Source organism: Streptomyces sp. NPDC026589 (assembly GCF_040638385.1).
In the GTDB taxonomy this organism is placed as follows: domain Bacteria; phylum Actinomycetota; class Actinomycetes; order Streptomycetales; family Streptomycetaceae; genus Streptomyces.
The window spans coordinates 233,390-257,576 of sequence record NZ_JBEZYG010000001.1 but is presented as its reverse complement, the minus strand read 5'-3'; the positions used below and the strand labels follow the sequence as shown (position 1 = coordinate 257,576).

Sequence of the window (24,187 nt, the reverse complement as noted above, 5' to 3'; positions counted from 1 at the left end):
CTGCGGGTGGTGCTCATCGCACGCAGGCCGTGGTGTGCGGGCGGAGGTCGGTGGGGGTGGTCTTGCGGCGGACGACGTGCCCGGCGGCGAGGTGGCGCTGGCAGATCGTCAGCACGGGCGGCCCCTCCGGCAGCCGCTCTGGATGGCAGGTACTCGCCTCGGCTTCTGCTGCTGTGTTGCTGGGCAGCAGGTGGAAGGCGGCGTGGACCTCGCTGGTGGCCTGCCAGAGGCGGGTGTGCGCGGTGGCGAGGTGACGGCCGGCGGCGGGGTGAGGTAGCCGGGTGCTGTCGGCGAGCCGGTCCAGGAGCTGGAGCAGAGCGGCGAGGTGGGCGTGCAGCACGTCAAGGTGCAGGCGGTCGCCGGGCCGGGGCGGGTTCGTGGCCGATGGTGCCTGGGACCGTGCGTGGTGGCGGACTCCGGCGCTCGCTGCGCGGAGGTAAGGGTGCGCGTCGTCGGGATGCGTGGGAGAGGTCAAAGGTGGTGGTCCTTCCTGCCGAAAGGCAGGGCGGCGACGGGTGGCCCGTCGCGGGTGATCCGAAGTGCAGCGGGCCAGGGGGGTGCGCTGGCGCGACTGGTTCACAGGGCGGTGCGGGCGAGCGGGAGCGCGGAGAGAGCGAAGGCTTCGGGCTGCTGGTAGTTGAGCCGTCGGAGGTCGACGCCGGAGGTGACGGCGTGGGTCTCGATCTGTGCGCAGGCGGCGTCCAGGAGGGCGTCGGTCTCGGCGGTGACGGTGACCAGGCCGGTCAGGGCCACGTCCGCGTGTCCGGCGATCAGCTGGCGTTCGCGTGTTTTGACGTCTGCGTACTCGACGGAGTCTTCCTCGCTGTCGACCTGTCCGCGGCGGGCGCGCTCGTTGGCGTCGGCGATGATCGCGGCCTTCTTCCGCTGGACGTCACGCAGCGCGGACTCGAGCCCCTGTGGCACGTAGATAAGGGAGAGGCTGCGGCGCACGCCGGCGGTGAACATGATTCCGTGCAGGAACCCGGCTCCCATTTCGGTGCGTGGCCAGTTCTCCACCCAGTACGTGGCGTGGCGTGCGCTGTCGGTGGAGAGGCGGTCGTACTCCTCGAACTGGACGACGGGTCCGGCGGCGGCGGGGTCGGCTTCGGCGCGGCCGGTCTCGGACCACTGCTGGAGTGCGGCGAGGGCCTTCGGGTCGTAGGCGGTGCGGATGACGGCGGCGATCTCCCGCGCGCTCAGCCACCCGGTGACCTGGAGACCGGCGTTGCGGGCGGCCTGGGCGATGGAGGTGGTGGTCTGTTCCATGACGGTGAACGCACCGGGCAGTCCTCCGCCGGCCTGGCTGATCAGGCGCCGGGCGGCCTTGAGGTCGAGGGAGATGGCGAGGTAGGTCTCGTGCGGGGCGGCGGCGGGGCCGGCCGAGGCAACGAGTTCGGAGTAGATCTGCCCGGCGACGGGGACCTGGGGCTGCCCGTTCTGGGTCCAGTGACGGGTCAGGGTGTCGCCGCTGTCGGGCACTGTGCGCTCCAGCACCTGCACGGTGGCGATGTGCCCGGTGCGGGCGATGCCCGCAAGCGCGCGCCCCCAGCTCGACACGTTGTGATTCTGGGTTGCGGGGTCGAGGAGGGCGAACGCCCGGCTGCTGACGCGGGCGATGGCGGTCAGGGTCTGCTGGTGGGGGTCGTGTACGGCTGCGGCCTGGTTGGCGGAGTCGCCGGGGGTGACCACCTTCAGCGAGGAGGCGGTGCCCGGCAGATGGAGGACGCCGTCCTGCCGCGGCCGGGTGACGGGCCGGGCGAGCCAGAGTGTCTGGCCGGTACGGCGGCGGTGTGCATAGCGGGTGACGATCGGTGCCCAGTCGATGAGGGACCGGCCGTGTCGGCGGATCGCGACGAGCGCACCGGATGCCGCCCACAGCGGGGCCAAGGCGACAGCGCCGAGCAGTCCGGTGGAGATCACTGTCATCAGCAGCAGTGCCAGCGAGCAGGAGACGAGGACGAGTTGAGGCAGAGAGAGGCCGAGGAGGATGCCGCGGCGGGACCGGTGCGGAAACTTCACCGTGATCGGGGCGACGGAGAGATCAGTCAAGGGGCGGGTCCTGGAGGCGCGAGTGGAACCCGGGGGCGGGAGGTGGCAGGCACGTCCCGCCCCCGGGAGTCGGGCAGGGGATCAGAGGCCGGTCGGGGGCGGTGGCGGTGTGGCCGACCCGCTGGACGTGGCGTTCTGTGAGCCGGAGGACGGCGGTGCGCCCTGAGGCGGCGGGGTCGTGCTCGGCGGGGTGGACTGCCATCCATCGCCCTGGCCGGACGCGGCGTTCGCACCGGATCCGCCCGGCCCTTGGCTGCCGCCCACCTGGCCGCTGGTGTCGTCGGACACCCTGGTCGGCGCGGGTTGGACGGCCTTCTCCAGACCGGACTTGACGGCATCGCCACCGGGCGAGACGACCGTTCCGCCGGATTGCGAACCTTCCTTGTCTTCTCCGCCTCCGCCGGTCGGGTTGGAGGCGATGTCGCCGGGGAATCCGCCCCCGCCGCCGGCGTCGGGGCCTTGCGGTGCGGCGCCTGCTCCGGCTGCGGCACCACCGGTTCCGGCGGTGGCCGCCGCCGAGGCGGCCTTGCGGGCGGCCTTCTCGGCGTGTGCCCGCGCGATCTGCGCTCCGGCGCCACCGGCCCGGTGGATGGACTCGCCGTCGGTTCCATCGGCAGCCCAGTGCACGAACTTGAAGACCGCGTACGGGCACAGCAGCACCAGAACCATGATCACGATGCCGGACATGACGTCGGCCAGCGCGGCGATGCCGTCCTTGGCCTCGGTCTTGCCCATGGCAGCGATGCCGAGCACGAAGATCACGGTCATCAGCCACTTGCTGACCACGAGGGTGGCGGTGGCCTCGATCCAGCCCTTGCGCCAGCGCCGGGCGACCTCCCAGCCTCCGCCAGCCGACGCGAACACGGCCAGGGTGACCATGACGAGGATGCCGACCTTGCGGACCATCATCACGCACCAGTAGAGGAAGGCGCCGATGGCGGCGCCGAGTCCGGCGACGACCGGGACGAGCCAGCCCAGGCCGGTCAAGGCTCCGATCTGGTTGACCTTCACGATCCGGCGCACCGCTGACTCGATATTCAGATTCGCGGCCTTGAACAGACCGTCGGATATCGCGTTGACCACTTCCACCGCGACCGTCGTGAACGCGATGGCACAGAAGGCGAACAGGACGCCGCTCATCGTGCCGGTGAACGCTTGTGTCAGGGCCTGCCCGTCACGCCGGATGGCTGCCCGCACCAGCTGCGCGCAGAACGTGGCGACCAGTAGGACCAGGCCCAGCGGCAGCAGCATCTCGTAGTTGTCGACGAACCACGTCGCGTTGAGGTCCACCTTCGTGGTGGTGTCGACTGCCTCGGCGGCCAGGTCGGCCGCTGCGGCGGCGAGTTCGCCAGCGGACTTCGCCATCCAGTCACCGATGGCTTTGCCGGGGTCAGAGGCAAAACTCACCGCGTCGCCGACGGCGCACAGCTTGTCTGCCAGGGGGAAATCACAGAAACCCACGGGGAGTTACTCCTCCATTCTTGTCTCAGTCGCGGGTCACTGCGTGACGCTCGGTGCGAGGGCGGCCAGGGTGCAGTCGTGGCTCGGGCGGCACTGGACGGCGAGGGTCACGGCCCGTTCCTCGGCTCCGCCCCCGCCCTTCTTCCAGGCGATCTGCTGCTTGCCGTTGACGGTGACGACGTAGATGTACGCCTTCGTGATCGCGGACGGGTCGTCGGCCAGAGCCTGCTTGAACGCGGAGGGGTAGTGGCCCTCGGTGACGCTTGCGGTGGCGTGCTGGTCCTGGTCGGCCATGCGCGACCACAGCACCGGATCGGGTACCTGGCCGGAGACTGAGGTCCAGTCGGCGTACATGGTCTCGCCTGTCATCCAGGCACGCATGCCGGCGAGCTGCTGGTCACGACTGGTGTTGCGGGTGTCGTAGGACCACAGCATCTGGGCCGCAGCCTTGGCGTAGGCGACCGGTTCGGAGATCTGCGGAGGCTTGGGCACCGAACCGGATCCGGAGGAAGGCTTCGGAGCAGCCTCGGAGGAGGACGGGCTGCCGGTCGGGGCGGGCGCGGCGGTGTCCGGAGCCCGGTGGCCGTTGCCGCCGCCGGTCATCAGGGCGACAACGCCGGCGATGGCGAGGAGGACAGCGACGGCCGAGGCGACGATCGCGATGCGCTTGCTGGCCGGCCAGCCCGCGCCATACGAGGACGGCGAGAGGGAGGGGAATCGTTTCCGCATCAGTGGACCTGCGACCCCAGGCTGGAGAAGAACGCCACGATGCCGTTCGCGGCACCCAGACCGAGGGCTGCGCCGGCGGCGACGACAGCGCCCTTCTTGCCGTTGGCCTCGGCCTGGTGGCCACCGGTGTGGTGGCCCCAGGCCCATACGCCGAGCGAGACGGCGAGGGCGCCGACGACGGCGATGATGCCGAACATGTTGATCGAGTTGACGACGTTCTTCAGCACGGCGGGGCCGGGCAGCCCGCCGCCCTTGGGTGAGATTCCTGGGTCGTAGGCGAGCTGGATGACGCGGTCTGCGAGGGGGAGGGACATGGGTGTGGCGGGGCTCCTTGCATACGCGGGCCAGGCGAGGGCCGGCGGGAAGGGGGATGCGGAGGGGGAGGTGCGCTCGGGGCGCGGAAGTGGCCGCGGTGGTACGCCCTGGAGCGGTGTCCGGGCGGCGCGGCGTCAGAGGACGCGGCGGGCGGCGAGGATGTCCCAGTCCTTGATCGGGGTGATCCGGACGGGCTTGGTGGTGCGGGGTGCCTCGATGACGAGGCCCTCGCCCATGTACATGCCGACGTGTTCAGGTCGGGCGGCGCTGCCGCGGCTGAAGATCAGGTCACCGGGCTTGAGGTGGGCGGGTGAGACCGCCTTGCCTTCGTTGACCTGTGTGTACGTGGTGCGGGTGAGGGTGACGCCGACCTGCGCGTACGCCTGCTGCATCAGGCTGGAGCAGTCGCAGCGGGCCATGGGGTCAGGGCCGTGCGAGTTCGTGCAGGTCCCGCCCCACTGGTAGAGCGTGCCGAGCTGGTGCATCGCCCACTCGATGGCCTTGCGAGCCTTCGGATCGGCGTCCTTGGGGATCGAGTAACCCTTCGGGACGCTGCCCTCGGGGATGCGGCCGAAGCCGGAACTGTCCTGGCCCGGCGCGCAGCCGGTCGTACCGGTCGACGGCTTCTTGCCCTGGTCCGCGTCCGTGTTGTCCGCGTCATGGCCTCCGCCGGGGAAGGTCTTGGCGATGGCGGTCTGCAGCGCGGTGGCCAGGTTCTCCCACTGCGCGTACGCGTCCGGCAGCCCGGACTTCTGTACGGCTTGGGCGGCCTGGGTGACGCTCATCTGCTGCCAGCCGCTCACCTTGAGCAAGTGCTTGTAGAACTGCTCGGAGGCGAGGACCGGGTCGCGGATTTGCTGGGCGCTGCCCCAGCCCTGGGACGGACGTTGCTGGAACAGGCCGAGGGAGTCGCGGTCGCCGTAGTTCAGGTTGCGCAGCCGGCTCTCCTGCATCGCCGTGGCGAGCGCGATGATCTGGCCCTTCGTGGGGACGTCGAACGAGAGGCCGGCGGCCACGATCGTCTGGGCGTTGGGGACCTGCTCGGCGGGAAGGTCCAGGCCCTCGACGTGGACGTCCTTGCCGGACGCCCCGTCGAGGATTTTGCCGACCTGCTCGGTGACCTTGTCGGTGTCGATGTCGGTCAGGCAGCTGCTGAAGGAGCCGTTGCTCTGCACGGCGTCGGCGGAGGAGGCCAGCATCATGCCGGTGCCGGCGATCAGGATCGGAGAGAGGAAGACGACGCCGATGCCGGCGGCGAGCGCCTTCAATCGGAGCGGATCGCTCGTCGGTCAGCGTTTTCGGGCAGGGGTGGGTAACGAGACGTCATGAGCGTGTCCTTCGGGGTGCGGTGTCCGGCGTGCCGCGTGCGCGAGCGGATCGGAAGGGCGCGGCGGCCGGTGTGGGCGATCGTGGCGGGCCGGTGTGGGCGAGTTGCCGCTCGCTCCATGCGGCCGGGCCGTGAGCTAGGTGTGCCGGGGCAGGGGGTACCTCCGTGAGGTGTGGCGGGGAGTAGCCAGCGGCGGTGTGCGCCGGGCGGTTCAAAAACAGTAGGCGCGGATCGGCGGTTGACCAAAAAATCGGCGTGAGGTATCGGAATCCGGCACCTCAGCGGAGCATTTCTTGGTCGTCGGCGGATTCGCCTCTACAGTTTTTGGACTCCCCCTCTCCTTCCTCGGTCTGTGGCCCTGGGCTTCTGCATGCCCGATTCCAGCCCGCGAGGACTCCTGCGTGAGGCGGTGAGTTCCCTCCGCGTTCCCACACCCGAATAGGGGTTCCTCTTTGCCTTTTTCCCTGCACCAGGGCGACGCCCTCAGCGTTCTCGCCGGCCTCCCGGACGGCTGCGTCGACTCCGTCATCACCGACCCGCCGTACAACTCGGGCGGTAGGACCGCGAAGGAGCGCACCACCCGCTCTGCCAAGCAGAAGTACACGTCCGTGGATTCCAAGAACGACCTTGCCGACTTCACCGGCGAGAACATGGACCAGAGGTCTTACTCGTTCTGGCTGACGCAGATCATGACCGAAGCCCACCGCCTCACGAAGACCGGCGGCACCGCGCTGCTGTTCACCGACTGGCGCCAGCTCCCGACGACAACGGATGCGATCCAGGCTGCCGGATGGCTGTGGCGCGGAGTGTTGGCCTGGCACAAGCCGCAGGCCAGGCCGCAGAAGGGCCGGTTCACTCAGAACTGCGAATTCATCATCTGGGCGTCCAAGGGGCCGATCGACGGCTCCCGGAACCCGGTCTACCTGCCGGGTATGTACTCGGCGTCGCAGCCCTCGGGGTCCAAGCGCCAGCACATCACGCAGAAGCCCCTGTCCGTGATGCGCGAGCTGGTCAAGATCAGCCCCGACGGCGGCACGGTCCTCGACTTCTGCGCCGGTTCCGGCTCCACGGGCGTCGCCGCCCTGCTGGAGGGCCGGGATTTCATCGGAGTGGAGAAGACCGAGCACTACGCGTCGATCGCGGCCGACCGGCTCACCGAAACCATCCGCGAGACCCTCACGCAAGACGACGTGGTTCTCACCGTCTGAGCCGCGACCCCGGGCTTCCGGTCGAGGCGATCTGTGCCCCGAGCGGCATTCCAGCACAGCAGAGCCGGTACCTCGCCGAACGGTCCGCACGTCGCCGCCTTTGTTCTTCTCTCTTTCCGCGTCTCGTAGGAGGCCGAAACTTTTCATGCCCGAATCCACAAAACCCGATGACGAAGGGGAGTTGGAGCCGGTTCGCATTCCGGATCCACAGCTTGAGGGAATCGAAGCGAGCGTCCGACGGCTTATGGAGCAGTCGGCGCAGCAGGCGCAGCAGCTCGACCACCTCGCGTCCACTCCGGAGCCCAGCGGGTCGCCGTTCGCCGCGTTCGGCATGCCGGGGCTCGGCGGGCCGCCTCCCGCCGCCCCGCCCGAGCCCCGCCCGATCCTGGAGCTTGACGGGGAGGAAAGGGAGGACGAACTCGACGCGCTCAGCGACTGGATCGACGACTTTTTCCTCCCCGTCTACGGATCTGAGGTCACCACCGCGGCGCCCTGGTGCCTGCAGTGGCAGGAGCACGACGATGTCGTGGCCTGGCTCCACGCCCTGTGGCTCGCCTACCAGCAGCACAAGGAACCCGACGCCGGGCTCTCCGGACTGTTCGTGTGGCACCGCGACTTCCTCACCCACGCCGTCGGCGGCGATCCGCGCACCGGGCGGCCCGCTCTCGGCCTGCATGACCTCTCCCGACCGTCCCGCACACCGTCTCCTGCCCGGCCCGCCGCCGTCCGTGCGTGCGGAGGCGGCATCCCCGGCGGAAGGCGCCGGGCCGGACGAGCCGGACGAGCCGACGTCGTGAGCGCGGGACAGGTGCAGCCCGCCTTCGGCCTGAGCTTCGACCCCCGAGCCCTGACCGACCTCCTCCAGGCGCCCAGTGACATCCGTGACCTCACCCTCGCCTACCTGCAGGAGGTCGTGAACGCGCAGCGCTTCGGGCTGCGCCTCGACGGTGACCTGGAGGGTTTCCGGAAGCTTTTCGTGGACTCGCGCAAGGACTGGCGCGTCGTCTACGGCGTACGCCCGGCGCCCTCGGAGTCCGCACACCCGAAGGAGATCCACGTCGTCGCGGTCCGGCCGCGTGCGGGCAACGACGTCTACGACGAAGTCGGGCGCCGTCTGGGGATGACCCGCCGGCCGCTGAGCGCCCGCACCCACGCGGCACGCTCCCGCCCCCCGCAGCTGACGACCCGCGGCCCCGCACCCCGGCCCGGTCCGTCGTCCACCGCACTGCCGGGTCTGCCCCGTCCCGCACCCAATCCCGCACACCATCACGCCCGCTGAACGCATGGAGATTCGCCTATGCCCCCTGAACCCACGCCGACACCCGTGCGGCGTGCGGTCTCCCCGCTCGACCATCGCATCGAAGCCGCCACCGGCCATGACATCGACACCCTGTGGGCCTACCGCGACCACGGTGTCCTGGACGAGCCCCACGCCCACCTGGTCGACCGACACCGTGAGCTGGCCAAGGCCCAGACCGGCGTCGTGTTCTACCTCAAGCTCCTCAACCGTCTGTCGAGCGGCGAGTTCGATGTCGATGACGCCCTGTTCACGCGCATCGACCGCACGGTGGACCAGCTAGAGGAGGCCACCGATACCCGCGACGCTGCTTCCCGGACCGTGAGCGCCGCCCTGGAGCCCATCGAGGCCGCCGCAACGGCCTCGATGGGCGGTCCGAGTCCGCTCTCGACGGACGACCAGGCGGCTCTCCTCGCCATCGCTGGCGGCGCCAAGCTCTACGAGCACCTGCTGACTGGCCGGATGTCCGTGACCGCCGCCTCCGGCACACGCATCCCTCACGCCAAGCTGCAGCGGCTGGAGGACGCCGGCCTGGTCGTCCGGGACACCGGTCACCCCGTACATGCCGGACAGCCGGTCGCGCTTACCGACGCCGGACGAACCGCGCTGTTCGCCGCCCGGCAGACCCCCACGACGCAGGCGCCGAAGGTCCCGGCTCGACCCGGCACGTCGCCGTCCACCCCGGCGCAGCGGCGCTGAACTCCACCGAAAGGTTCTTGTTGTCTCCCACCGAACCGGCGCCGGCCCGGAAGTCCATCCCTCAAGTCGACTTCGAGCTGGACGACCTCGACGCCGACGAGGAGAAATACCTCGACTTCTACCGCAAGGTCGGCGTCCACGAGGACATGCTCGTTCCCCTCGCCCAACACCACGACGGTGCGCACAGCTACTACGTCCTGTTCGACCGCACCGCCACCTGGGGGCACCCCGGTATGCCCCAGGTGCTCGCCGTACACCTGCAACGGGACCACGCAAAGCAGACGTTCAGCTTCGAGCAGGCCCCCCTGCCCCTGCCCTCGATGGCCCAGTCCTGGCTCATCCACCGCGGCTGCCCGCACGACGCCATCGGCCTCAACCCCGAGCTGGGCCCACCGCCGGCAGACGAAGCGACTCTGGCGCTGGAGAAGCGCCTCGCGGGCGACGGCGACCACTACGCCATGGGCTACTCCTACACCGAGGATGACCCGGACGACATGGTCACCGTCGTGGCACTGCGCGCCTTGGATGAGCGAGCCCCAGCCCGTTCCGCGTCGTGGTCGAGGAGGTCGACACGGACGCGTGGACGCACACCCTGCGCGAGGGCGGTTTCGACACGAAGGAGGCCGCTCTGCAGTGGTGCTCCGACCGTCTCACCGGCGAGGCCGGCCCTCTCCCGCCGGTCCGCCCGGCAGCCGCAGCCGTCCGTCCGGCCGGCGTGGCTAAGGCCCCTGTTTCACGCCCGCCCGGCCGCTCGCGCTGAGCGCCACGACCGAGGAGAGCGGCGAAACATAGCCGACGATCGCCGGTTAGCCAAACCGGCGTTTCTCCGGACTCTTATACAGCCGCCGCGACAACAACCGTGGCGCGCTTCCACGCAATCCCCATGACCTCACGGAGGTTTCTTCCGCATGCGCTCCACCCGAATAGCCGTATCCGCAGCGATGCTCAGCGCTCTCGCTCTGCCGGTGCTGTCCGCCACCACCGCCAGCGCGGCACCCGCCGCCGTAGCCGCAGCCCCCGCGAGCAGCTGCTCGTCCCTGCCGCCGCTGCCCTACGAGGTGCACACCAAGGCCGTGACCATCCGGTCCAAGGCCAGCTCGAAGTCCACCGCACTCGGCGTGCTCTACAAGAGCCACAAGTTCACCGTCTCCAAGAAGAGCGGCAACTGGCTCTACATCACGGACAAGTCGACCGGCGTCAAGGGCTGGGTCTCCGGTACGTACGTCTACCGCGACGTCCGAATGTGCCTGGACTGACCGGCCTTCAGCCCGCACCCGGAAGCAGCTGAGCCGCCGGGTAGTCCGCCCTTGCACATTCCCCCCGCGCATCGGTCTTTCCAGAACAGGAGCTTTCCTTTGTCCGACGGCATATCCGATGACGCTGAGGATGTCGTGGGCGTGCTCACCGAACGAATCGAAGCGCGCTTCGGCATGGACATGGACCAGTTGAAGGCAGCGGTCGCCGCCGCACCGACCGCCAATCCCGATGCCACCGATGTCGTCAAGTGGCACGGCCTGCTCACTGAGGCCCAGTCGGTGCTCGACCGCGCGGAGGACGACCTCCTCGCCGCGCTGGACACCCAGCCCAGCGAGGTCGACGACCCGACGATGGGCCTCGCCCACCGCGTGAACGCCGCCGTCACCGCCCGCGACGGGCGGGCCCTGGTTGTGCGTTGGCTCCTCGACCCGGACGCTCCGGGGAAGAAAGACCTCGCAGCCGAACGCCTCGCCCGCCTTCGCCCCCGAACCGGCCCGGCCGTGCAGACCAGTGCTCCGCACCGACCCATGGGGGCGCCCACGCCCACGGCGGCGTCGGCGTGGCGGGCGGGAAGGACCGTCCGATGAGCCGGGACAAGGCCAGCACCATGGACGCCGACCTGCAGAAGGTCTTCGGACCGCCGGTCCCCGAGCTGTACGAGGCGGCCACCGGACCCGATGCCCCTCCCGCGCTTACCCGCGCCCTGGAACTGCGCTCCTTCCTCGCGCTCACCGAAGAGCAGGTCGCCCGCGTCCGCGACCGCGTGCACGCGGACATGGATCCGGACCGTCACATGGGCGATCTGTCGGCGGACAAACTCCGCTTCGACGCGCAGTGGCTGGAGGCGGCGCTGGATGCCCGCGACGGCTACCGCGCCGCCCTCGGTGACCTGCTGCGCACCATGCCTGCGCCCAACCAACAGGCCCGGCCCGTCCGCATGACGCAGCTCAGGGCCACCGCAACCCTGCCTCCGTCCGCCGCCCCGGCACCTCAGCGTGCCGGGGCGGCCCGGCCCCGCCGACCCTGAAAGCCCGCGCTTGCCCCACCTCACGTCCACCGAGATAGCCGGACGGATCGAGGACCTGTACGGCGCGCCGCTCGCCGACCTCGAAGCCCACGCCCAGGACCAGCCCCCCGGCATGCTCTCCGCCCTGCTCGGCATACACGACGACCTCGCCCTCGCCGAGCGCAGCATCGAGTTCCACCGAGACCACCTCACCCGGCTCATCCACCCCGAGCGGCAGCTCGGCCGGCATGAGGTCTCCCACCTCCTCGACGGCTCACGCCGGCTCGCCGAAGCAGTCGCCGTGCGCGATGTGCAGGCCAAGTCGGCCGCCGCCGTTCTGCAGAGCCTCGCCCGCGTCCCGGCCCCCACGCCGCCACCGCCGGCTCTCTCGCCGCCGCCACCGGCTCCACGCCTTCCGGCGCAGAGCACGGCGCCCAGCCGCTGACCCGCAGGCGATTTCCCTTACTCACCCTGGAGTTCCTCCCTTGGCCATCACCGCTCTGCCTCCCGACACCGACGCCGACATCGCCCGGGTCGCCGAAGCCCTCGCCATGATCACCCCACGCTGGAACGTGAGGATCATGCTGGCGCTCTCCGGCCCGCCGCTGCGTTACAGCGAGCTGGCGGCCAAGGTGTCCTGGCTGCAGGGAGGCCAGCTCCACCCCAAGCTCAAGTCGCTGTGCGATGCCGGTCTCGTCGAGCGCACCGAACACACCGCTCGGCACGTCACCTACGGCCACACCGAGCGTGGCGCGGCCCTGCTGCCGGTCCTGCCGATGATTGTCACCTGGGCCGAGGAGTACCTGGAGACGGCAGAGCGACCGTTGCCCGCGATCGAGCAGATCGAGGACAGCCTCACGCTGCTCACCCGGCGGCACGCCGCCGCCATCCTGTGGGTGATCAAGTCCCGCGAGGAGGTCAGCGGCAGGGCCCTGGCCCGGATTGTGATGCCCGACAGCGACTGGACCAACGTGTACCCGCCGCTGCGGCAGCTCGTCGCCGACGGCCTGGTCGACACCGAGGGCATGGGCCGGCCCTACCGGCTGTCCGCGGCGGGCGACGGCCTGGGCCCCGTTCTCGGCACCCTGTCCGCGTGGTCCGCCGGACAGCCCCTCAACCAGGCGGCCCACCACCCGGTCTGGGGGCACCGGCAGGCGAAGCCCGCACCGAAGCCGTGGGTCAGCAGCCAGTCCCGGCCAAGCCCCGCAGGGCTCCCGCCAGGCCGAACGGGTGAGCCCGCTCCGGCGTGGCACAACCGCGAGCTCTTTTCCCATGCCACGACCGTCCGCCCGAAGACGGCCATCCCGGCGGGAGGGCCGCGCCGATGACTGCCCTCTTTGCACCTGCCGAGGTACGCAGCGCTGTCGACCTGCTGGCTGCCCGCTCCATGGTCCGTCTGGTCACTGAGATCGACGACAACGGGGCCATCCCGCCGCGACGGCTGGTCAATACCCTCCCCGACCTCTCCTCGCATCAACAGCGCTCCGCCACCGAAGCCGCTCGTGCCCACGGTCTCATCCGGACCGAGCCAGGCACTGGACTGGAACTTACCGAATCCGGAGTGGAGTTGGCCGACCTGTACGACGTGTTGGCTCGTTGGGCCCGACTCCACGCCTACCCGACGCCGGTCTGCGAGTTCAGCAGCCGCATCCGACACGTCCTCGACCTGCTGGCTCCCTCACTCGCGGCCCAGGATGCCGAGGGCCGACCGTGGCCGTCGGCCGCGCTTCTGCCCAGCACTGAGGCTGACCTTGCCCGCCCTCGCGCTCTGCTGATCGAATGGCTGGCCGGTAACCCACAGGTCACCCGGGTCCCTGATCCCGAGCCGGTCGCGTGAGCGCAGCGGCTACACCCCGGCACGCCCGCCACACCGCCGGGCTGATGCGCAGCATCTACCTGCCGCGCACAGCAGACGCGTTGGCGTTCGCGATGTCCACCTACGGCATTCCGCTGCTGGTCCTGGCCACCACGAACTCCGCCGCGCTGACGGGCGTTGCATTCGCCCTGGAGTGGATCCCGCGGCTGGCGGCGTTCGGGTGGGCCGGAGCGCTCGTCGACCGGCGCGGGGCAGCCGTGGTATTCCACCTGGCATCCCTGGGACGCGCGTTGGCACTCGCCGCAGGCGCGGTCCTTCTCCACCTGCACCCGTCCGGCCACTTGGCGAGCGCGACCGTGATGGTGCTCGCGGCGACGACCGGTGTGCTCACCGAGTTCAGTTACATCGCGGCCGAGACCGCGGGAGCCGCTGCCGGCCGGCGGGCGGGACGGCGAGCCCACCGGGTGCAAGCCGTCCTGCTCGGCATCGACCAGACCGCCACGCTCGCCAGCCCGGCCCTCGCCGGATTGCTCCTGCTTGTCGGGCCGCCGCCGATGCTTGCCGTGATCACCGTGCTCTCGCTGCTCGCCGCTCTCCTCGCCCTGCGTACACCCCCCTCTCCCGTCGCCCCGGCCCGCGCGCCGAAGGGGCAGCCGGGTGCCGGCCTCCTCACTGGATGGCGCACGATCCGCTCGCTGCCCGCGCTCGGCTGGCTCGTGACTGGGCTGACCCTGTCCAACCTGGCAACTGGGCTTCTCCAGGCGGCCGGACCGGTGATCGTCGTCAAGCACTTCGGGCAGTCCACCACGGCCGTCGGCCTGGTCTGGTCCGCGGCTGCCGGAGCGACGCTTCTCAGCGTCACGATCTGCCGGTTCGCACTCGACCGCCTGGGACTGTGGTCAGTCGGCGCCGTCTGCGCGGCCCTCGCCTCGCTCGCCTGTCTCGCCGCCGCCCAAGCCCCCGGTTATCTGTCTTACCTGGTCCTGGTCGCGGTCCTCATGGCGGCAGAGGGCGGCATGACGGTGGTCCTGCGTACTTTGCGTTCCCGCCTGATTCCCCCGGAGAAGTTCGGCAGCACCCTGTCGGCGACCATCCTCATCCTCCTGTTGCCCTTCCCTGTCGCCGGCGTTCTCACCGCGCTCACCCCGCCGGACGCGCTGGGCCACGTCATCACCGTCTGCGCCGCCCTGCAGGCCCTCGGCCTCTTCTGCGCCTTCGCGCGGCTGCGCACCGATCCCGCCCTGCGCACCTGACCCTGCCGCATCCCCAGCCTGTGGAGAACCTCATGCCTACCGCCTTCCTCGGATCACACCGCGCGAGCGGTCGCAGCATCACCGAGCAGTTCCACGCCTTCGACGCTAACAACCCGCACGTCTATCGCGCCCTGGAACGCCTGGCCGCCCGCCGCCTGGCCGCCGGCGCCACGCGCGTCAGCTTGAAGGACCTCTTCGAGGACCTGCGCCGTCAGCTTCCGCACGGCGTCGTCGGACTGAACAACAACTACACCGCCCTCTACGCCCGTCGCATGATCGGCGAACACCCCCACTGGGCGGGTGCGTTCGAGCTGCGCCGCCGCCGTGCCGCCTGACCACCCCCTCTTTCCCCTCGTCCTGCCGTCCACCGATACGGAGAACCTCTTCTTGTCCGCTCGTCCCCTCGTACTCGTTGTCTCTCCGGGTGATGAGACCTACCGCGGCTACTGCCTTGAGCAGGTGGCCGCCGCGTACGACGTCGTCCTGCTCACCGGCGCCGAGCCGTCGTGGGAGACACCGTTCATCGTCGACCACGCCGTTGTTGACCTGACCGACCCCACAGCCCTGCTCGCTGGCGGCCGGGCCCTGGCCGATCGCCACGACCTCGCCGGCGTGGTCACCTGGGACGAGTGGAACCTCGTACCCACCGCCCGCCTCGCCCGCGCGCTCGGTCTGTCCTCGAATTCCGTCGAGGTGATGCGGGCATGCCGCAACAAGGCCACCGCGCGAACCCTGTTCGCCCGCCACGGCGTACCGTCGGCTGCCTCGATGAAGGCGCGGACCCTGCTGGAGGCGGGTCTTGCGACGATGACGCTGGGGTTCCCAGCCGTCATCAAGCCCGCCGCCTTCGCAGGCAGCATCGGCGTGATGCGCGTCGACCGCCCAGAAGAACTGCCCGCCGCCTTCGCGTTCGCCTCGGAGGGTGCGAGCCGCAGCCGCGAGGACACCGGCGTCCTGGTTGAGGAGTACCTCGACGGGCCGGAAGTCTCGGTCGAGTGCGTCACCCGCCGCGGCGAGACCACGGCGGTCGCCGTGACCCGCAAGCACCTGGGCCCCGCCCCGTACTTCGACGAGACCGGGCACACCGTCGATGCCGCCGATCCGCTCCTCGCCCAGGTCGCTCCGGCTGCCACTGCCGCAGTCAGGGCCCTGGGGGTCACCGATGGCGTGCAGCACGTCGAGCTGCGCCTCGTTAGCGGGCGACCCCGGTTGATCGAGGTCAACGCCCGGATTGGCGGCGACATGATCGGCCACCTCGTCCGCCTCGCCACCGGCATCGACCTGCCCAAGGCCGCCGCCGACCTCGCCTGCGGCCGGGCACCGGACCTCACCCCGACCCGCAGGGAGGCAGCGGGCATCCGCATGCTCTACCCGGACGCCTCCGGCACCCTCACCCAGCGGCAGATCAACACCCCATTCGCCGCCCACACCCCGTGGCTGCGGCAGGTGCAGTGGATCCGCGAGATCGGCGAAAAGCTCCGTCTGCCGCCCGAGGGCGACCTGTTCACCGCCCGGGCCGGGTTCTACATCGTCACCGGCCGTAGCGCCGCTGAGGTCACCGAGCGCCTCGATACCGCTGCCGACGAGATCACCGTCAGCACGCGGGCGGACCGATGAACTCTCAGCCAGATCCGCACCTCGACCTCGACCTCGACATCGACGGCGACGTCTACGTCTCCCCGCGCCACCTCGCGAGCAGCACCTATACCGGTGATCCCGCCCTCGCCCCGCTGCTCGACCTCGGCTGGGACCTCCAGCACGACGACCTCGGAAATGTCTACGTCAGCGCCCCCGACCGGCGCGTCCGTCTGGGCTACCTGCCCGAAGGCGAGGACGACGGGCTCTGGCGCATCAACGCCTACAAGGACTCGTTCGGCCCGCCGACGTGGGGCGTCTGCTTCAACGACCGCGTCCCCACCGAGTTCGTCCAGGCATTCACGACCGTCCTTGCCACGGCCTACGAGCAGGGGCCGGACGCCTACCTCGCCCGGCCGGACGCCAGAAGCGACGAGCACGAGCCTTTCCGCGCCGTCGTCCCGCTCCTGAAGCAGGGCTGGGAGATCGACCGCCCGCGTTGGGGCGTCTTCGCCGTCCAAGCCCCGGACGGGCTCGCCGGAATGGAGGTCACGACCGGCGACCTCGATCGGGAAGCCGAGCTGACCACGCGGGACGCCCGTTGGCAGCTGTGGGCGGGCAAGTCCATCGACCGGCCCGTCTGGTACGCCACGGCCAGCACCGACACCCCCGTCGCCCTGCTCGCCGCCGTCACCGAGTGCGTCGCCGATCCGTCCCCGCTGCCCCGCTGGCGTGAGGAGACCCTCAGCTACATCGAGGGCATGGCGCAGCTCACCCCCATCCTGCCGCCCGGCCCGCCGGCTCCCACGCCGCTCGACGTGCAGCGGGCTGTCTCATCCCGACGCCCGGCCGCGCTCCCTGCGTCCAGCGTCCCGCGCTGGAGCACCACCAGCCGACCGGCGCTGCCCGGCCCCCGCCGGTAGGACCAGCCCAACCCCGACCGGAGACCCCACTTGTCCCTGCAGGCCGCCGAGTTCTTCGCCGAGCTGTGCCTCCCCTTCCACGACCACACCGTCGTGGGCAACACCTACTTCGCTGTCCCCGTCCCGGGCGCACCGTTGCGGCTGCGGATCGACTTCAGCCGCACCATCCACGCGGACACATACGGCGGGCTGCGAGCGGCGGCCGTCCACCCGGACCGCGGCGAGATCGACGCGGTGGCGCTCAGCTTTCTGGACCACGGAACTTTCCACCGCCGCGACGAAGCCGCCAACACCCGTCCGAACACCAAGCAGTACGGCACGTTCGATACCTACCACCGCCCCGGCCGGCCTCCGTGGGACGGCGCCGTCACGACCGGGCTGCGAGACGCCATCGAGCAGTACAGCGCCGTCTGGTTCCCCGGTGCCTGGACCCCGTCGGCGCCCAGCCGCGCGGCGGGTCGTACCGCGCTCAAGGCGGCTGTCCCGCCGATCACCCGCAACGGCGCCCGCATCCGCTGACTTTCCCTCAATGATCAAGGAGTCCTCTTCCTCGTGCACGCACGTTTCGTCCGATCCGCCGCTGTCGCTGTCGCGGTGACCGGCGCCCTCACCTGGGCGCCGGCCGCGAGTGCCCAGCCCTCCGAACCGACCCCCTCGGCCTCTGCCGCCCCCGCTGAGACACCGGCCCCGGACGCGGGCAGCGTCGAGATCACCACCAAGGACACTGCCGGGGACGCGCTGCCGGGCGCCGCGTTTCTGCTGCTCGACTCCGCCGGTCAGGAAGCCGGACGCGGGAAAAGCGACGCGCAGGGGAAGCTGACCTTCCCCGACCTCACGCCTGGCATCTTTCGGCTCAAGGAGACGGCTTCCGGCAGCCCGCTCCACGAGGTCGTTGCCGACCAGGACGTCATCGTCACCCCAGGCGCCACCACCCGGCTGACGATCACCGACCCCTTCAAGGTGGCCAAGGTTCTCCTGCAGGCCAAAGACGACAAGTCCGGCAAGCTCCTGCCCGGCGAGACCGTGAACATCGGCACTGGCGACTCGACACTGCTCACCCTGACCACGGGAGCCAAGGGCACGGCCTCCGGAGAACTGCCGGTGACGAGCCGGAAGACGCAGTTCTGGGTCAAGGAGATCAAGGCCCCCGCCGGCTACAACCTCTACAAGCCGTCCAAGACGTTCACCGCGGGCCCCGGCGCCCCGGTGACCGTGACCGTCACCAACGCCAAAACCGCGACCATCCCGCCGCCCACGCAGAAGCCGACCGATAGGCCCACCGACAAGCCGAGCGACAAGCCCTCCCCGAGCAAGCCCGGCAAGGACGAGGACGTCTCGGTGCCATCCGCCTCGGGTACCCCGACCGCCGACAAGACCGCGTCGAGCACCGCGGCGCCCGCCCCCGCGGGCTCGCTCGCGCGCACAGGCGCCGACGCCACCCCGTGGCTGATCGGCAGTGCCGGAGTTCTGATCGCTGCTGGCGGAGGCGCCCTCATTGCGGCTCGCCGCCGACGCACGGACAACTCCACCGACGACGGCTCCAGCGAGGGCTGACCTTACTCACGGCATGACGCAGAGCCCCGGGAATCATTCGATTCCGGGGGCTCTGTCGTATATGCGTATCCGATGCGAGCGGAGGCGGTGTGCAATGCGGTCGATTCACCCGCCGCCCAAGCGTGGCCCTTGCGTATCGCCGAACCGTGGAGAGTCGTACGCGCGTTCACCGTCAGGGGTGGACTTGCCGCCTCTTTGGTGTCGGGCAAGACCGAACGCCAGCACGAGCGTGCAGAGGTGCGGCAAGCTGCCGCGGGAAATCAGAGTTCTCGCACCAGAGGAGCCACCCATGGCCGAGTCGATCATCGTCCCCGACCTATGGACCGGGCACTGCCAGTGTGGCGACCACGCGTACGAGGCGTCCGGTAATCCGAACGACCCCCACTTGTGTTCGTGCGAGCACTGCACGCGACTGTCCGGTGCGCCGGCGATGGCGTGGGTCGGATTCCATAGGGACGCTCTGAAGTGGACGGGCCCGGTAGGTGAGCCGACGTACTTCTCCACCTGGCCGACGCTTCATCGAGGGTCCTGCCAGCGCTGCCGCACCCAGCTCACCTCCGTCGCGGACGGCTCGGACATGATCATGGTTGCGATCTTCAGTCTCTCCCGCAGCGCTGAACTGGCCCCGGTCGGACACAGCTACCGCGCGGAGGCGGCACCTTGGATGGCCATTACGCTCGCGCCCGACCCGCAGCGCCGGACATGACGGTCTCCGCTGAGCGCAATGCCCGGACAAGACGCCCACCGGGCGATAAGACTGATCGCATGGCTACAGAACCCCGCCCCTCCATCGTGTCCTCATGCATCGAGCTTCTCGAGCGTCTCGCCCAGTTCAGCGAGAAGGTGACGAGAACGCTGCGCGGGGTGACCAAGACGTACAGGGAAGCCGAAGCAGCACGCGGTCACCTACGCGACGCCCGCAAGTTGGCTACGCAGCTGCGCAGGGCCGTCGTTGCCTTCTTCAGGCCCGTGGGCGGAACTGCCGAAGCCTGCTAGACCACGGGCCGGCCGGGTAATGCTGCGCTGCCAAGCAGTCGCCATCGCCCGAGCCGGCCCCCTACCCGATGGTGTCGAGGACATCCTGGTCGGGGAGCACGTCCACGCTGGTGCGCCACGGCCGGTGCCCATCCACACGGCAGACACCCACAGATGCACCGGCTTGATCACCCACCGCTGGTTCCAACCATGGAACCCGCCGGCGTACCCGTGAGGGTCGCTCAGTCACATCTCCATGGCCTGGCACTCACCCCGGACGCCGCCCGGGCCGGACTAGGTGCGGGCGGGAGGCAGGTCGTAGCGGCTGACGGCCAGGTACGTTTCCGGCGTGGCCGCTTCGAGGAGACCCTCGTCGCCCTCCAGATCGAGCTTCGGCTCCTGGGGACGGCGCAGCAGGTCGCTCCAGTCGCTCGTCGCTCCCCGCTCGTAGGCGTCGCGGAGCAGGGGGCGCAGCAGTGGGCGGGCTTCTTCCTGCTGCTCACGGAAGATCCGTCGCTGGGTGAGCCGTTGCGCTTCCTGGGCTTCGTCGCTGAGCCCGTGGTCGAGGGCCGGCTGATCCTCGGCGCGCAGTCCCGGGGTGCGCTGGGCGATGGCGAGATCTTCTTCATGGAGGCGTGCGCAGGCGGCGAACAGCTTTCTGGACATGCCGAGGTGGACCTCGGTTCCAGGGATGCGGCAGGTGAGGAAGTCGTCGAGTCCCCAGGAGCGGATCTGGGCGCGCAGGGTGTGCGACTCGATGTGGAGCGCCGCTCCGCGGGCGTCCGCCCGCATGGCGAGGGTGAGGTCGTCGTTTTCCAAGGGGGTGGTCAGCCCGGAACGCCGGTGGCGGGAAGCGCGGTCGGCCGGCACCGGCACCGTGCGCAACTGAGAGGCGGGAGCGGAGCGCAGCGCCAGATAGGCGAGCATCTGGGCACGGGCTGCGCCGATGAGCGCGTCGTCGCTGTCCCCGAGGTGGTCTTCGAGGTTGCCGGGGCCGACCGCTGCGTCGTCAGCGCCGGATCCGGCAGGGGGAAGGGGCGGCTCGCCGGGGTGCAGGTCATGGTCGATCGTGAGGAAGAGGTCGTCTCCGGGCCGGACGGACGCCCCGACCAGGACGATGCGGTGCTTGTAGGAGCCGAGAATCCTGCTGCCGGCCTCCAATTGCGCCCACCCTTTGCGGAGCGTGCCGACGCCGACGCTGCCGCCCTTGGCCTCGATCAGCCAGTACATCTCTTCCGCCTCGTGCCGTCCCCACAGGTCGGGCAGCGTCCTCTTCGGGTCCTTGAACGTGCCGCTCAGGGCGGGGATGGGGCCGCCGAGTTCGAGGTGGTGAGTCTGTCCGAGGCCCAACAGGGAGCGGCACGCCCACTCAGTCATCGTCATGCCCAGCCGGTAGGCAGCGGCGTTCTTCGCAGTGCGCTCGGTGCCGTGCTCGTACACCGGGTTCAGGGTCAGGCGCCGGCCCTTTGCGCCCGGTACGGGATGCCGGGGCGTAACGGGGTGGGCACCCAGGTAGGCGTACAGCGGGGAGACCCGGGCGACGAGTTCCCCATGCGCGTACCGGGGCTGGTTCTGCAGATGCGGGGTGACGTCACGGCCGACCTCGGTTGCGGCCTTGATGATCTCCCGCCACGTGGTGGTCGGGGCGTACCAGCCGTCGGCTGCCGGGAACCCGTCCGACGCGCTCCACGCCTCGTGCTTCGCCGTGCGCCACTGCCTCTTGGGCTTGTTCGCAGGTCCGTTACGGAACAGGACCGGTACGTCGAAGCTGTCGGCGTAGGTGAGCGGCGACTCGTCGGCGATGTGCGCGGGGATCATGAGGATCACTCTGGCACGAGCCTGGACCCTCCCGGACGCCGGGCAGCGGGCCGCCGATTTGCTTGACTCCCGTCGGCATCGCGCAGACGCGGCCATGTCCGATGGCGACCGGTGTTGTTGGCTTGCCACCCGCCTCCTCGCGTTGCACTGCTCACGGCCGGTCAGGCCAAAAAGTCGACACCGGGAGCCGGACGGAGGGCGGCCGTACCGCCTGGATCGGTCCGAGAGCGGCTGCTGCAGCGCTAAGGGCTTCGTCATAGGAGCCGGAGCCAAGGACTTCAGCAGAACAGGCAGTACAGTCACCGGGGCGGCGGGCGTGACCGGCGCTGCGATCTCCGGAGCCTCGGACGTGCGCGAAGGCGTCGTCGGGAAAGTCGGCCCGCACGGCATGCCAGACCCCGACGCGTTCGTCGTCGGGCAGCCCGGCCGCTACCGCCGGCCGCATCGGCGGCAGCAGGCGTTCGTGGTCCTGGACCAGGAACACTCGGTCGGTGAAGTCGACGCTGTCCCCCTCGGGGCGCTCCTGCTCCAGCCACGTCCGAGCTTGCTCCCGGGTGCCCGGCCCCCACAGGTAATCCGTCGGGAACCGCGTGGTCTCGTAGCGGGTGTCGAACTCTGCCCAGTGAGCGTCATCCCAGCGACTTCCTGGTACGAAGGGGATGGCCCGCACCACTACGTGCTGGTACTCGTCGTCCTCGTGTTCTTCTACCGGCTCGGGGAAGGTGAGTGCGTCGGCAGGCTCCATCCTCACCCGCCCGGAACCGTTCCAGCTCAGCACAGCGATCTCCCGGTGCAGGGGTGCCGGGTACAGGCGTCCACCGGGAGTGGCCTGCCCCCACAGCTGGTTGATCAGCTCCGCCAGATCCCGCACAGTCCGGGCCGCCTCGACGGGGGTATCTACGTGGTGGCCGGAGGGGTGGGCAACGTAGTTGCGCAGCTTGGCCAGCGCGTCTTCGACTGCGCGGCTGCGCCGCCCGCGGAGCAGCCCCGCCGCACGCGCCCACAGGCGGAGCCCGTACAGCATTCCGTTGAACTCGATGGCGTGGGTGGCGACGACCAGCTTCGCGCGTTGGCCCTTCATCGCGTCTGCGCGTTTCTTGATGTCGTCGTACGACGTGACGATGTGGGAGACGTCCGGGGCCTGAGGGACACGGAAAGTGATGGTGCCGGCGCACCATTCCATGAAGCGGTCGCGCAACGCCTGCTCGTAGATGAGGAGTGCCTGGTCGCCGACCATGGTGTACACGTCGTAGCACAGCACGCCATATGCGAAGACGGTGCGCAGCCGCTCGAAGGATTCTTGTACTGCGGCCCGCCGAGCCCTTGACGGCAGACCATGCCCGGCTGGTCCTCGCGTTCCTGCGCTCCAACGTTGTCGGTTCTCTCGCAGTCGGATCGCTTCAACAACACCTCAGACTGTCCGAGTTGAAGAAGTTGGAGTTGCCGAACGATGACCGGGCGCTGTCTGCGGCGCTGACCGACCTGTCCGTTGCCGAGCAACGCTTGGGAGGGTGGGCGGCAGAGGCCGGAAGGCTGGCAAATTCAGTCTTCGACGACCGGAGCACCGGCTCGGAGGGAGCCAGGCGGCGCATCATCGAAGCAGGCCAGGTAACTCGTCTCCGATCGCTCGCTGCCGCTCAACTGGACGATCCAGGCTTCATCATTCGTACGCGGTACCCCTATCCGATCGCGCTGCGGTGGCGGAACGTCGAGGCGCAGAAAACCGCTGGCGGCCAGGACGACGAGGGGAAGGAGTACTCAGCAGTTCTTGAGGCTGCGGAAACACTGCTTGGATACAGCGCGTTGGCCACTGTCGCCCTCGCGCACGAAGCCGGTATCAGCTTCAAGGCAATGGGGACCCTCAAACGGAAGATCGCGGGCGGCATTGGTGGCCCCGGCTTCGGGGACTGGAAGCGGGTCCTGGAGCAGATCGGGGAAGCAGCGGGCGTGTCCGACCTGCCTCCAGAGCACCCCCTCCACGATCTCGCGGCCCTCCTCGCGGATGACGAGGCTCAGGAGGCGTGCCAGAGTCTGAACATCAAGCGGAACGGCGACGCCCACGGTCGTACACACGTGCCTGCGGTCTCTGCCGCCAAGCTCGACGAGGCCCACAGCAGCCTGCGCCTGCTCATCGACCGAGCGCTCTTCCTCGCTGACCTTCAGTTGCTCGAAGTGACCCAGGTGGTGTGGGACCGCCATGAACAGTCCGACATCGTCACCCTGCGGCGGCTGATGGGAGACCATCCGGTGGTCCCCACTGAGAGAATTAGGTACACCGGACCCGATCGGATCGCGCCCATCCTGTACCTGGCCGATCGCGACCAAGGACTGCACCCGCTAGGACCATTCCTCACGTGCGAGAAGTGCGAGGAATGCGCTGCCCGATCGGTCTTCCACGCCGACAAGGAACAAGGGGCGCTCCTCCAGAAGAGCCTTGACCACGGCCACTCCTACCCGTACAGATCGGACGAAGAAGACCTGCGGGCAGTCGGCCTTCGAAGCGCCGGCCCCTGACTACCTGAGCCACGAAGTGCACCAGGGCCGGGGGTCTGCCCCGCTACCGGACCCGATCGGTCAGCCTGCGCGTGCACGTCCTGGCCGCCGGACGTGCACGAGCGGTCACGGTCGCCTGGCGCAAGGGCTCCAAACCAGCGATGTCCGCTCGCTGCGTGTTCGTGCGTGTCCGCCTCGCCGGCCACCGCCCGAAACCCACCCTGGACGGTGCCGCACTGCGGTGGTTGATCGCTCAATGGCTAGAAGGGGAGAACGAGCCGGTCAAGTACCGGGTTTCCAACCTGCCGACCGACATCCCGGCTCAGGATCTGGTCCGGATCGCGAAGCTACGGTGGCGCATCGAGCACGACTACGAGCTGACGACAACGCTCGGACTTGACCATTTCACCCTCGTGGCGCACCGATGACGCG

General features: G+C 69.7%; 26 protein-coding genes and 2 pseudogenes. 20 read left to right on the top strand and 8 right to left on the bottom strand.

Translation table 11 applies throughout. From position 1 onward, the window contains the following. Positions 1–13: 13 nt before the first annotated feature. The 6 genes from AB0F29_RS01140 to AB0F29_RS01115 all read right to left on the bottom strand — a co-directional run bounded on the left by AB0F29_RS01140 (position 14) and on the right by AB0F29_RS01115 (position 5,822). Entirely contained in the window at positions 14–475 is a 462-nt protein-coding gene (locus AB0F29_RS01140) for a DUF6238 family protein (protein ID WP_361866510.1), read from the bottom strand. 101 nt (positions 476–576) lie between these two features. Beyond that, on the bottom strand, positions 577–2,049 hold the full coding sequence (locus tag AB0F29_RS01135) for an SCO6880 family protein (RefSeq protein ID WP_361866508.1): 1,473 nt from the start codon (positions 2,047–2,049) through the stop codon (positions 577–579). An 81-nt stretch (positions 2,050–2,130) separates the two neighbouring features. Next, positions 2,131–3,510: an ATP-binding protein gene (locus tag AB0F29_RS01130; protein WP_361866506.1), complete on the bottom strand. Its 1,380-nt coding sequence runs from the start codon at positions 3,508–3,510 to the stop codon at positions 2,131–2,133. Positions 3,511–3,546: 36 nt separating this feature from the next. After that, positions 3,547–4,239 carry a hypothetical protein gene (locus AB0F29_RS01125; protein WP_361866505.1) on the bottom strand — a complete coding sequence of 231 codons (693 nt, stop codon included), beginning with the start codon at positions 4,237–4,239 and terminating at the stop codon, positions 3,547–3,549. After that, complete coding sequence (locus AB0F29_RS01120; RefSeq protein WP_361866503.1) at positions 4,239–4,553, bottom strand: DUF6112 family protein; 315 nt, start codon at positions 4,551–4,553, stop codon at positions 4,239–4,241. Before AB0F29_RS01120 ends, AB0F29_RS01125 begins: the two co-directional genes overlap by 1 nt. A 135-nt stretch (positions 4,554–4,688) precedes the next feature. Then, entirely contained in the window at positions 4,689–5,822 is a 1,134-nt protein-coding gene (locus AB0F29_RS01115; RefSeq protein ID WP_361866501.1) for an NlpC/P60 family protein, read from the bottom strand. A gap of 511 nt (positions 5,823–6,333) precedes the next feature. Between AB0F29_RS01115 and AB0F29_RS01110 the strand changes: the two genes are divergently transcribed. The 18 genes and pseudogenes from AB0F29_RS01110 (at position 6,334) to AB0F29_RS01025 (ending at position 19,175) form a co-directional block, all read left to right on the top strand. Beyond that, positions 6,334–7,089 carry a site-specific DNA-methyltransferase gene (locus tag AB0F29_RS01110; RefSeq protein WP_361866500.1) on the top strand — a complete coding sequence of 252 codons (756 nt, stop codon included), beginning with the start codon at positions 6,334–6,336 and terminating at the stop codon, positions 7,087–7,089. Positions 7,090–7,333: 244 nt separating this feature from the next. Continuing rightward, positions 7,334–7,886 (top strand): annotated as a pseudogene (locus tag AB0F29_RS01105) (DUF4913 domain-containing protein). Next, the gene (locus AB0F29_RS01100) at positions 7,883–8,368 is read left to right on the top strand and encodes a hypothetical protein (RefSeq protein WP_361866498.1); all 486 of its coding nucleotides are present in this window, start codon (positions 7,883–7,885) and stop codon (positions 8,366–8,368) included. Before AB0F29_RS01105 ends, AB0F29_RS01100 begins: the two are co-directional and overlap by 4 nt. Before the next feature lie 18 nt (positions 8,369–8,386). After that, positions 8,387–9,085, top strand: coding sequence for a hypothetical protein (locus tag AB0F29_RS01095; protein WP_361866496.1), 699 nt, complete (start codon positions 8,387–8,389; stop codon positions 9,083–9,085). A 17-nt stretch (positions 9,086–9,102) separates the two neighbouring features. Then, positions 9,103–9,845, top strand: a pseudogene (locus AB0F29_RS01090) (hypothetical protein). 181 nt (positions 9,846–10,026) lie between these two features. After that, positions 10,027–10,341 (top strand): SH3 domain-containing protein, encoded by a 315-nt coding sequence (locus AB0F29_RS01085; RefSeq protein ID WP_361867011.1) that lies wholly within the window; start codon positions 10,027–10,029, stop codon positions 10,339–10,341. 99 nt (positions 10,342–10,440) lie between these two features. Further along, positions 10,441–10,929 carry a hypothetical protein gene (locus AB0F29_RS01080; RefSeq protein WP_361866495.1) on the top strand — a complete coding sequence of 163 codons (489 nt, stop codon included), beginning with the start codon at positions 10,441–10,443 and terminating at the stop codon, positions 10,927–10,929. After that, on the top strand, positions 10,926–11,369 hold the full coding sequence (locus tag AB0F29_RS01075; protein ID WP_361866494.1) for a hypothetical protein: 444 nt from the start codon (positions 10,926–10,928) through the stop codon (positions 11,367–11,369). Before AB0F29_RS01080 ends, AB0F29_RS01075 begins: the two co-directional genes overlap by 4 nt. A gap of 10 nt (positions 11,370–11,379) precedes the next feature. Further along, entirely contained in the window at positions 11,380–11,793 is a 414-nt protein-coding gene (locus tag AB0F29_RS01070; protein ID WP_361866493.1) for a hypothetical protein, read from the top strand. Positions 11,794–11,833: 40 nt separating this feature from the next. Then, positions 11,834–12,676, top strand: a complete 843-nt coding sequence (locus AB0F29_RS01065) for a helix-turn-helix domain-containing protein (RefSeq protein WP_361866491.1) — start codon at positions 11,834–11,836, stop codon at positions 12,674–12,676. Continuing rightward, positions 12,673–13,185: a regulator gene (locus AB0F29_RS01060; RefSeq protein WP_361866490.1), complete on the top strand. Its 513-nt coding sequence runs from the start codon at positions 12,673–12,675 to the stop codon at positions 13,183–13,185. Before AB0F29_RS01065 ends, AB0F29_RS01060 begins: the two co-directional genes overlap by 4 nt. Continuing rightward, positions 13,182–14,417, top strand: a complete 1,236-nt coding sequence (locus tag AB0F29_RS01055) for an MFS transporter (protein WP_361866489.1) — start codon at positions 13,182–13,184, stop codon at positions 14,415–14,417. The genes AB0F29_RS01060 and AB0F29_RS01055 overlap by 4 nt, the downstream gene beginning before the upstream one ends. A 32-nt stretch (positions 14,418–14,449) precedes the next feature. Then, positions 14,450–14,752 carry a hypothetical protein gene (locus tag AB0F29_RS01050; RefSeq protein WP_361866487.1) on the top strand — a complete coding sequence of 101 codons (303 nt, stop codon included), beginning with the start codon at positions 14,450–14,452 and terminating at the stop codon, positions 14,750–14,752. A 52-nt stretch (positions 14,753–14,804) separates the two neighbouring features. Beyond that, complete coding sequence (locus tag AB0F29_RS01045; protein ID WP_361866486.1) at positions 14,805–16,034, top strand: ATP-grasp domain-containing protein; 1,230 nt, start codon at positions 14,805–14,807, stop codon at positions 16,032–16,034. Beyond that, a complete protein-coding gene (locus tag AB0F29_RS01040) occupies positions 16,031–16,915 on the top strand; it encodes a DUF317 domain-containing protein (protein ID WP_361866485.1) in 885 nt (294 codons plus the stop codon). Before AB0F29_RS01045 ends, AB0F29_RS01040 begins: the two co-directional genes overlap by 4 nt. Before the next feature lie 30 nt (positions 16,916–16,945). Continuing rightward, positions 16,946–17,434, top strand: coding sequence for a hypothetical protein (locus AB0F29_RS01035; protein ID WP_361866484.1), 489 nt, complete (start codon positions 16,946–16,948; stop codon positions 17,432–17,434). A 33-nt stretch (positions 17,435–17,467) separates the two neighbouring features. Continuing rightward, on the top strand, positions 17,468–18,469 hold the full coding sequence (locus AB0F29_RS01030; protein WP_361866482.1) for a SpaA isopeptide-forming pilin-related protein: 1,002 nt from the start codon (positions 17,468–17,470) through the stop codon (positions 18,467–18,469). A gap of 289 nt (positions 18,470–18,758) precedes the next feature. After that, positions 18,759–19,175: a GFA family protein gene (locus AB0F29_RS01025; protein ID WP_361866481.1), complete on the top strand. Its 417-nt coding sequence runs from the start codon at positions 18,759–18,761 to the stop codon at positions 19,173–19,175. Positions 19,176–19,738: 563 nt separating this feature from the next. Here the strand turns inward: AB0F29_RS01025 and AB0F29_RS01020 are convergent. Together AB0F29_RS01020 and AB0F29_RS01015 are read right to left on the bottom strand one after the other, a co-directional pair. Beyond that, complete coding sequence (locus AB0F29_RS01020) at positions 19,739–21,262, bottom strand: gamma-glutamyltransferase (RefSeq protein WP_361866479.1); 1,524 nt, start codon at positions 21,260–21,262, stop codon at positions 19,739–19,741. Positions 21,263–21,413: 151 nt separating this feature from the next. Then, on the bottom strand, positions 21,414–22,523 hold the full coding sequence (locus tag AB0F29_RS01015; protein ID WP_361866478.1) for a hypothetical protein: 1,110 nt from the start codon (positions 22,521–22,523) through the stop codon (positions 21,414–21,416). A gap of 164 nt (positions 22,524–22,687) precedes the next feature. On the opposite strand from AB0F29_RS01015, the gene AB0F29_RS01010 reads away from it, so the two are divergent. Next, positions 22,688–23,776 carry a restriction endonuclease gene (locus AB0F29_RS01010; RefSeq protein WP_361866477.1) on the top strand — a complete coding sequence of 363 codons (1,089 nt, stop codon included), beginning with the start codon at positions 22,688–22,690 and terminating at the stop codon, positions 23,774–23,776. A gap of 71 nt (positions 23,777–23,847) precedes the next feature. After that, positions 23,848–24,183: a hypothetical protein gene (locus AB0F29_RS01005; protein WP_361866475.1), complete on the top strand. Its 336-nt coding sequence runs from the start codon at positions 23,848–23,850 to the stop codon at positions 24,181–24,183. Positions 24,184–24,187: the final 4 nt, after the last annotated feature.

Coding starts and splice junctions, on each gene's coding strand:
- AB0F29_RS01075 (WP_361866494.1), top strand. CDS start 10,926: ATGAGCCGGGACAAGGCCAGCACCATGGACGCCGACCTGCAGAAGGTC.
- AB0F29_RS01040 (WP_361866485.1), top strand. CDS start 16,031: ATGAACTCTCAGCCAGATCCGCACCTCGACCTCGACCTCGACATCGAC.
- AB0F29_RS01060 (WP_361866490.1), top strand. CDS start 12,673: ATGACTGCCCTCTTTGCACCTGCCGAGGTACGCAGCGCTGTCGACCTG.
- AB0F29_RS01125 (WP_361866505.1), bottom strand. CDS start 4,239: ATGCGGAAACGATTCCCCTCCCTCTCGCCGTCCTCGTATGGCGCGGGC.
- AB0F29_RS01025 (WP_361866481.1), top strand. CDS start 18,759: ATGGCCGAGTCGATCATCGTCCCCGACCTATGGACCGGGCACTGCCAG.
- AB0F29_RS01050 (WP_361866487.1), top strand. CDS start 14,450: ATGCCTACCGCCTTCCTCGGATCACACCGCGCGAGCGGTCGCAGCATC.
- AB0F29_RS01020 (WP_361866479.1), bottom strand. CDS start 21,262: ATGATCCCCGCGCACATCGCCGACGAGTCGCCGCTCACCTACGCCGAC.
- AB0F29_RS01095 (WP_361866496.1), top strand. CDS start 8,387: ATGCCCCCTGAACCCACGCCGACACCCGTGCGGCGTGCGGTCTCCCCG.
- AB0F29_RS01085 (WP_361867011.1), top strand. CDS start 10,027: ATGCTCAGCGCTCTCGCTCTGCCGGTGCTGTCCGCCACCACCGCCAGC.
- AB0F29_RS01120 (WP_361866503.1), bottom strand. CDS start 4,553: ATGTCCCTCCCCCTCGCAGACCGCGTCATCCAGCTCGCCTACGACCCA.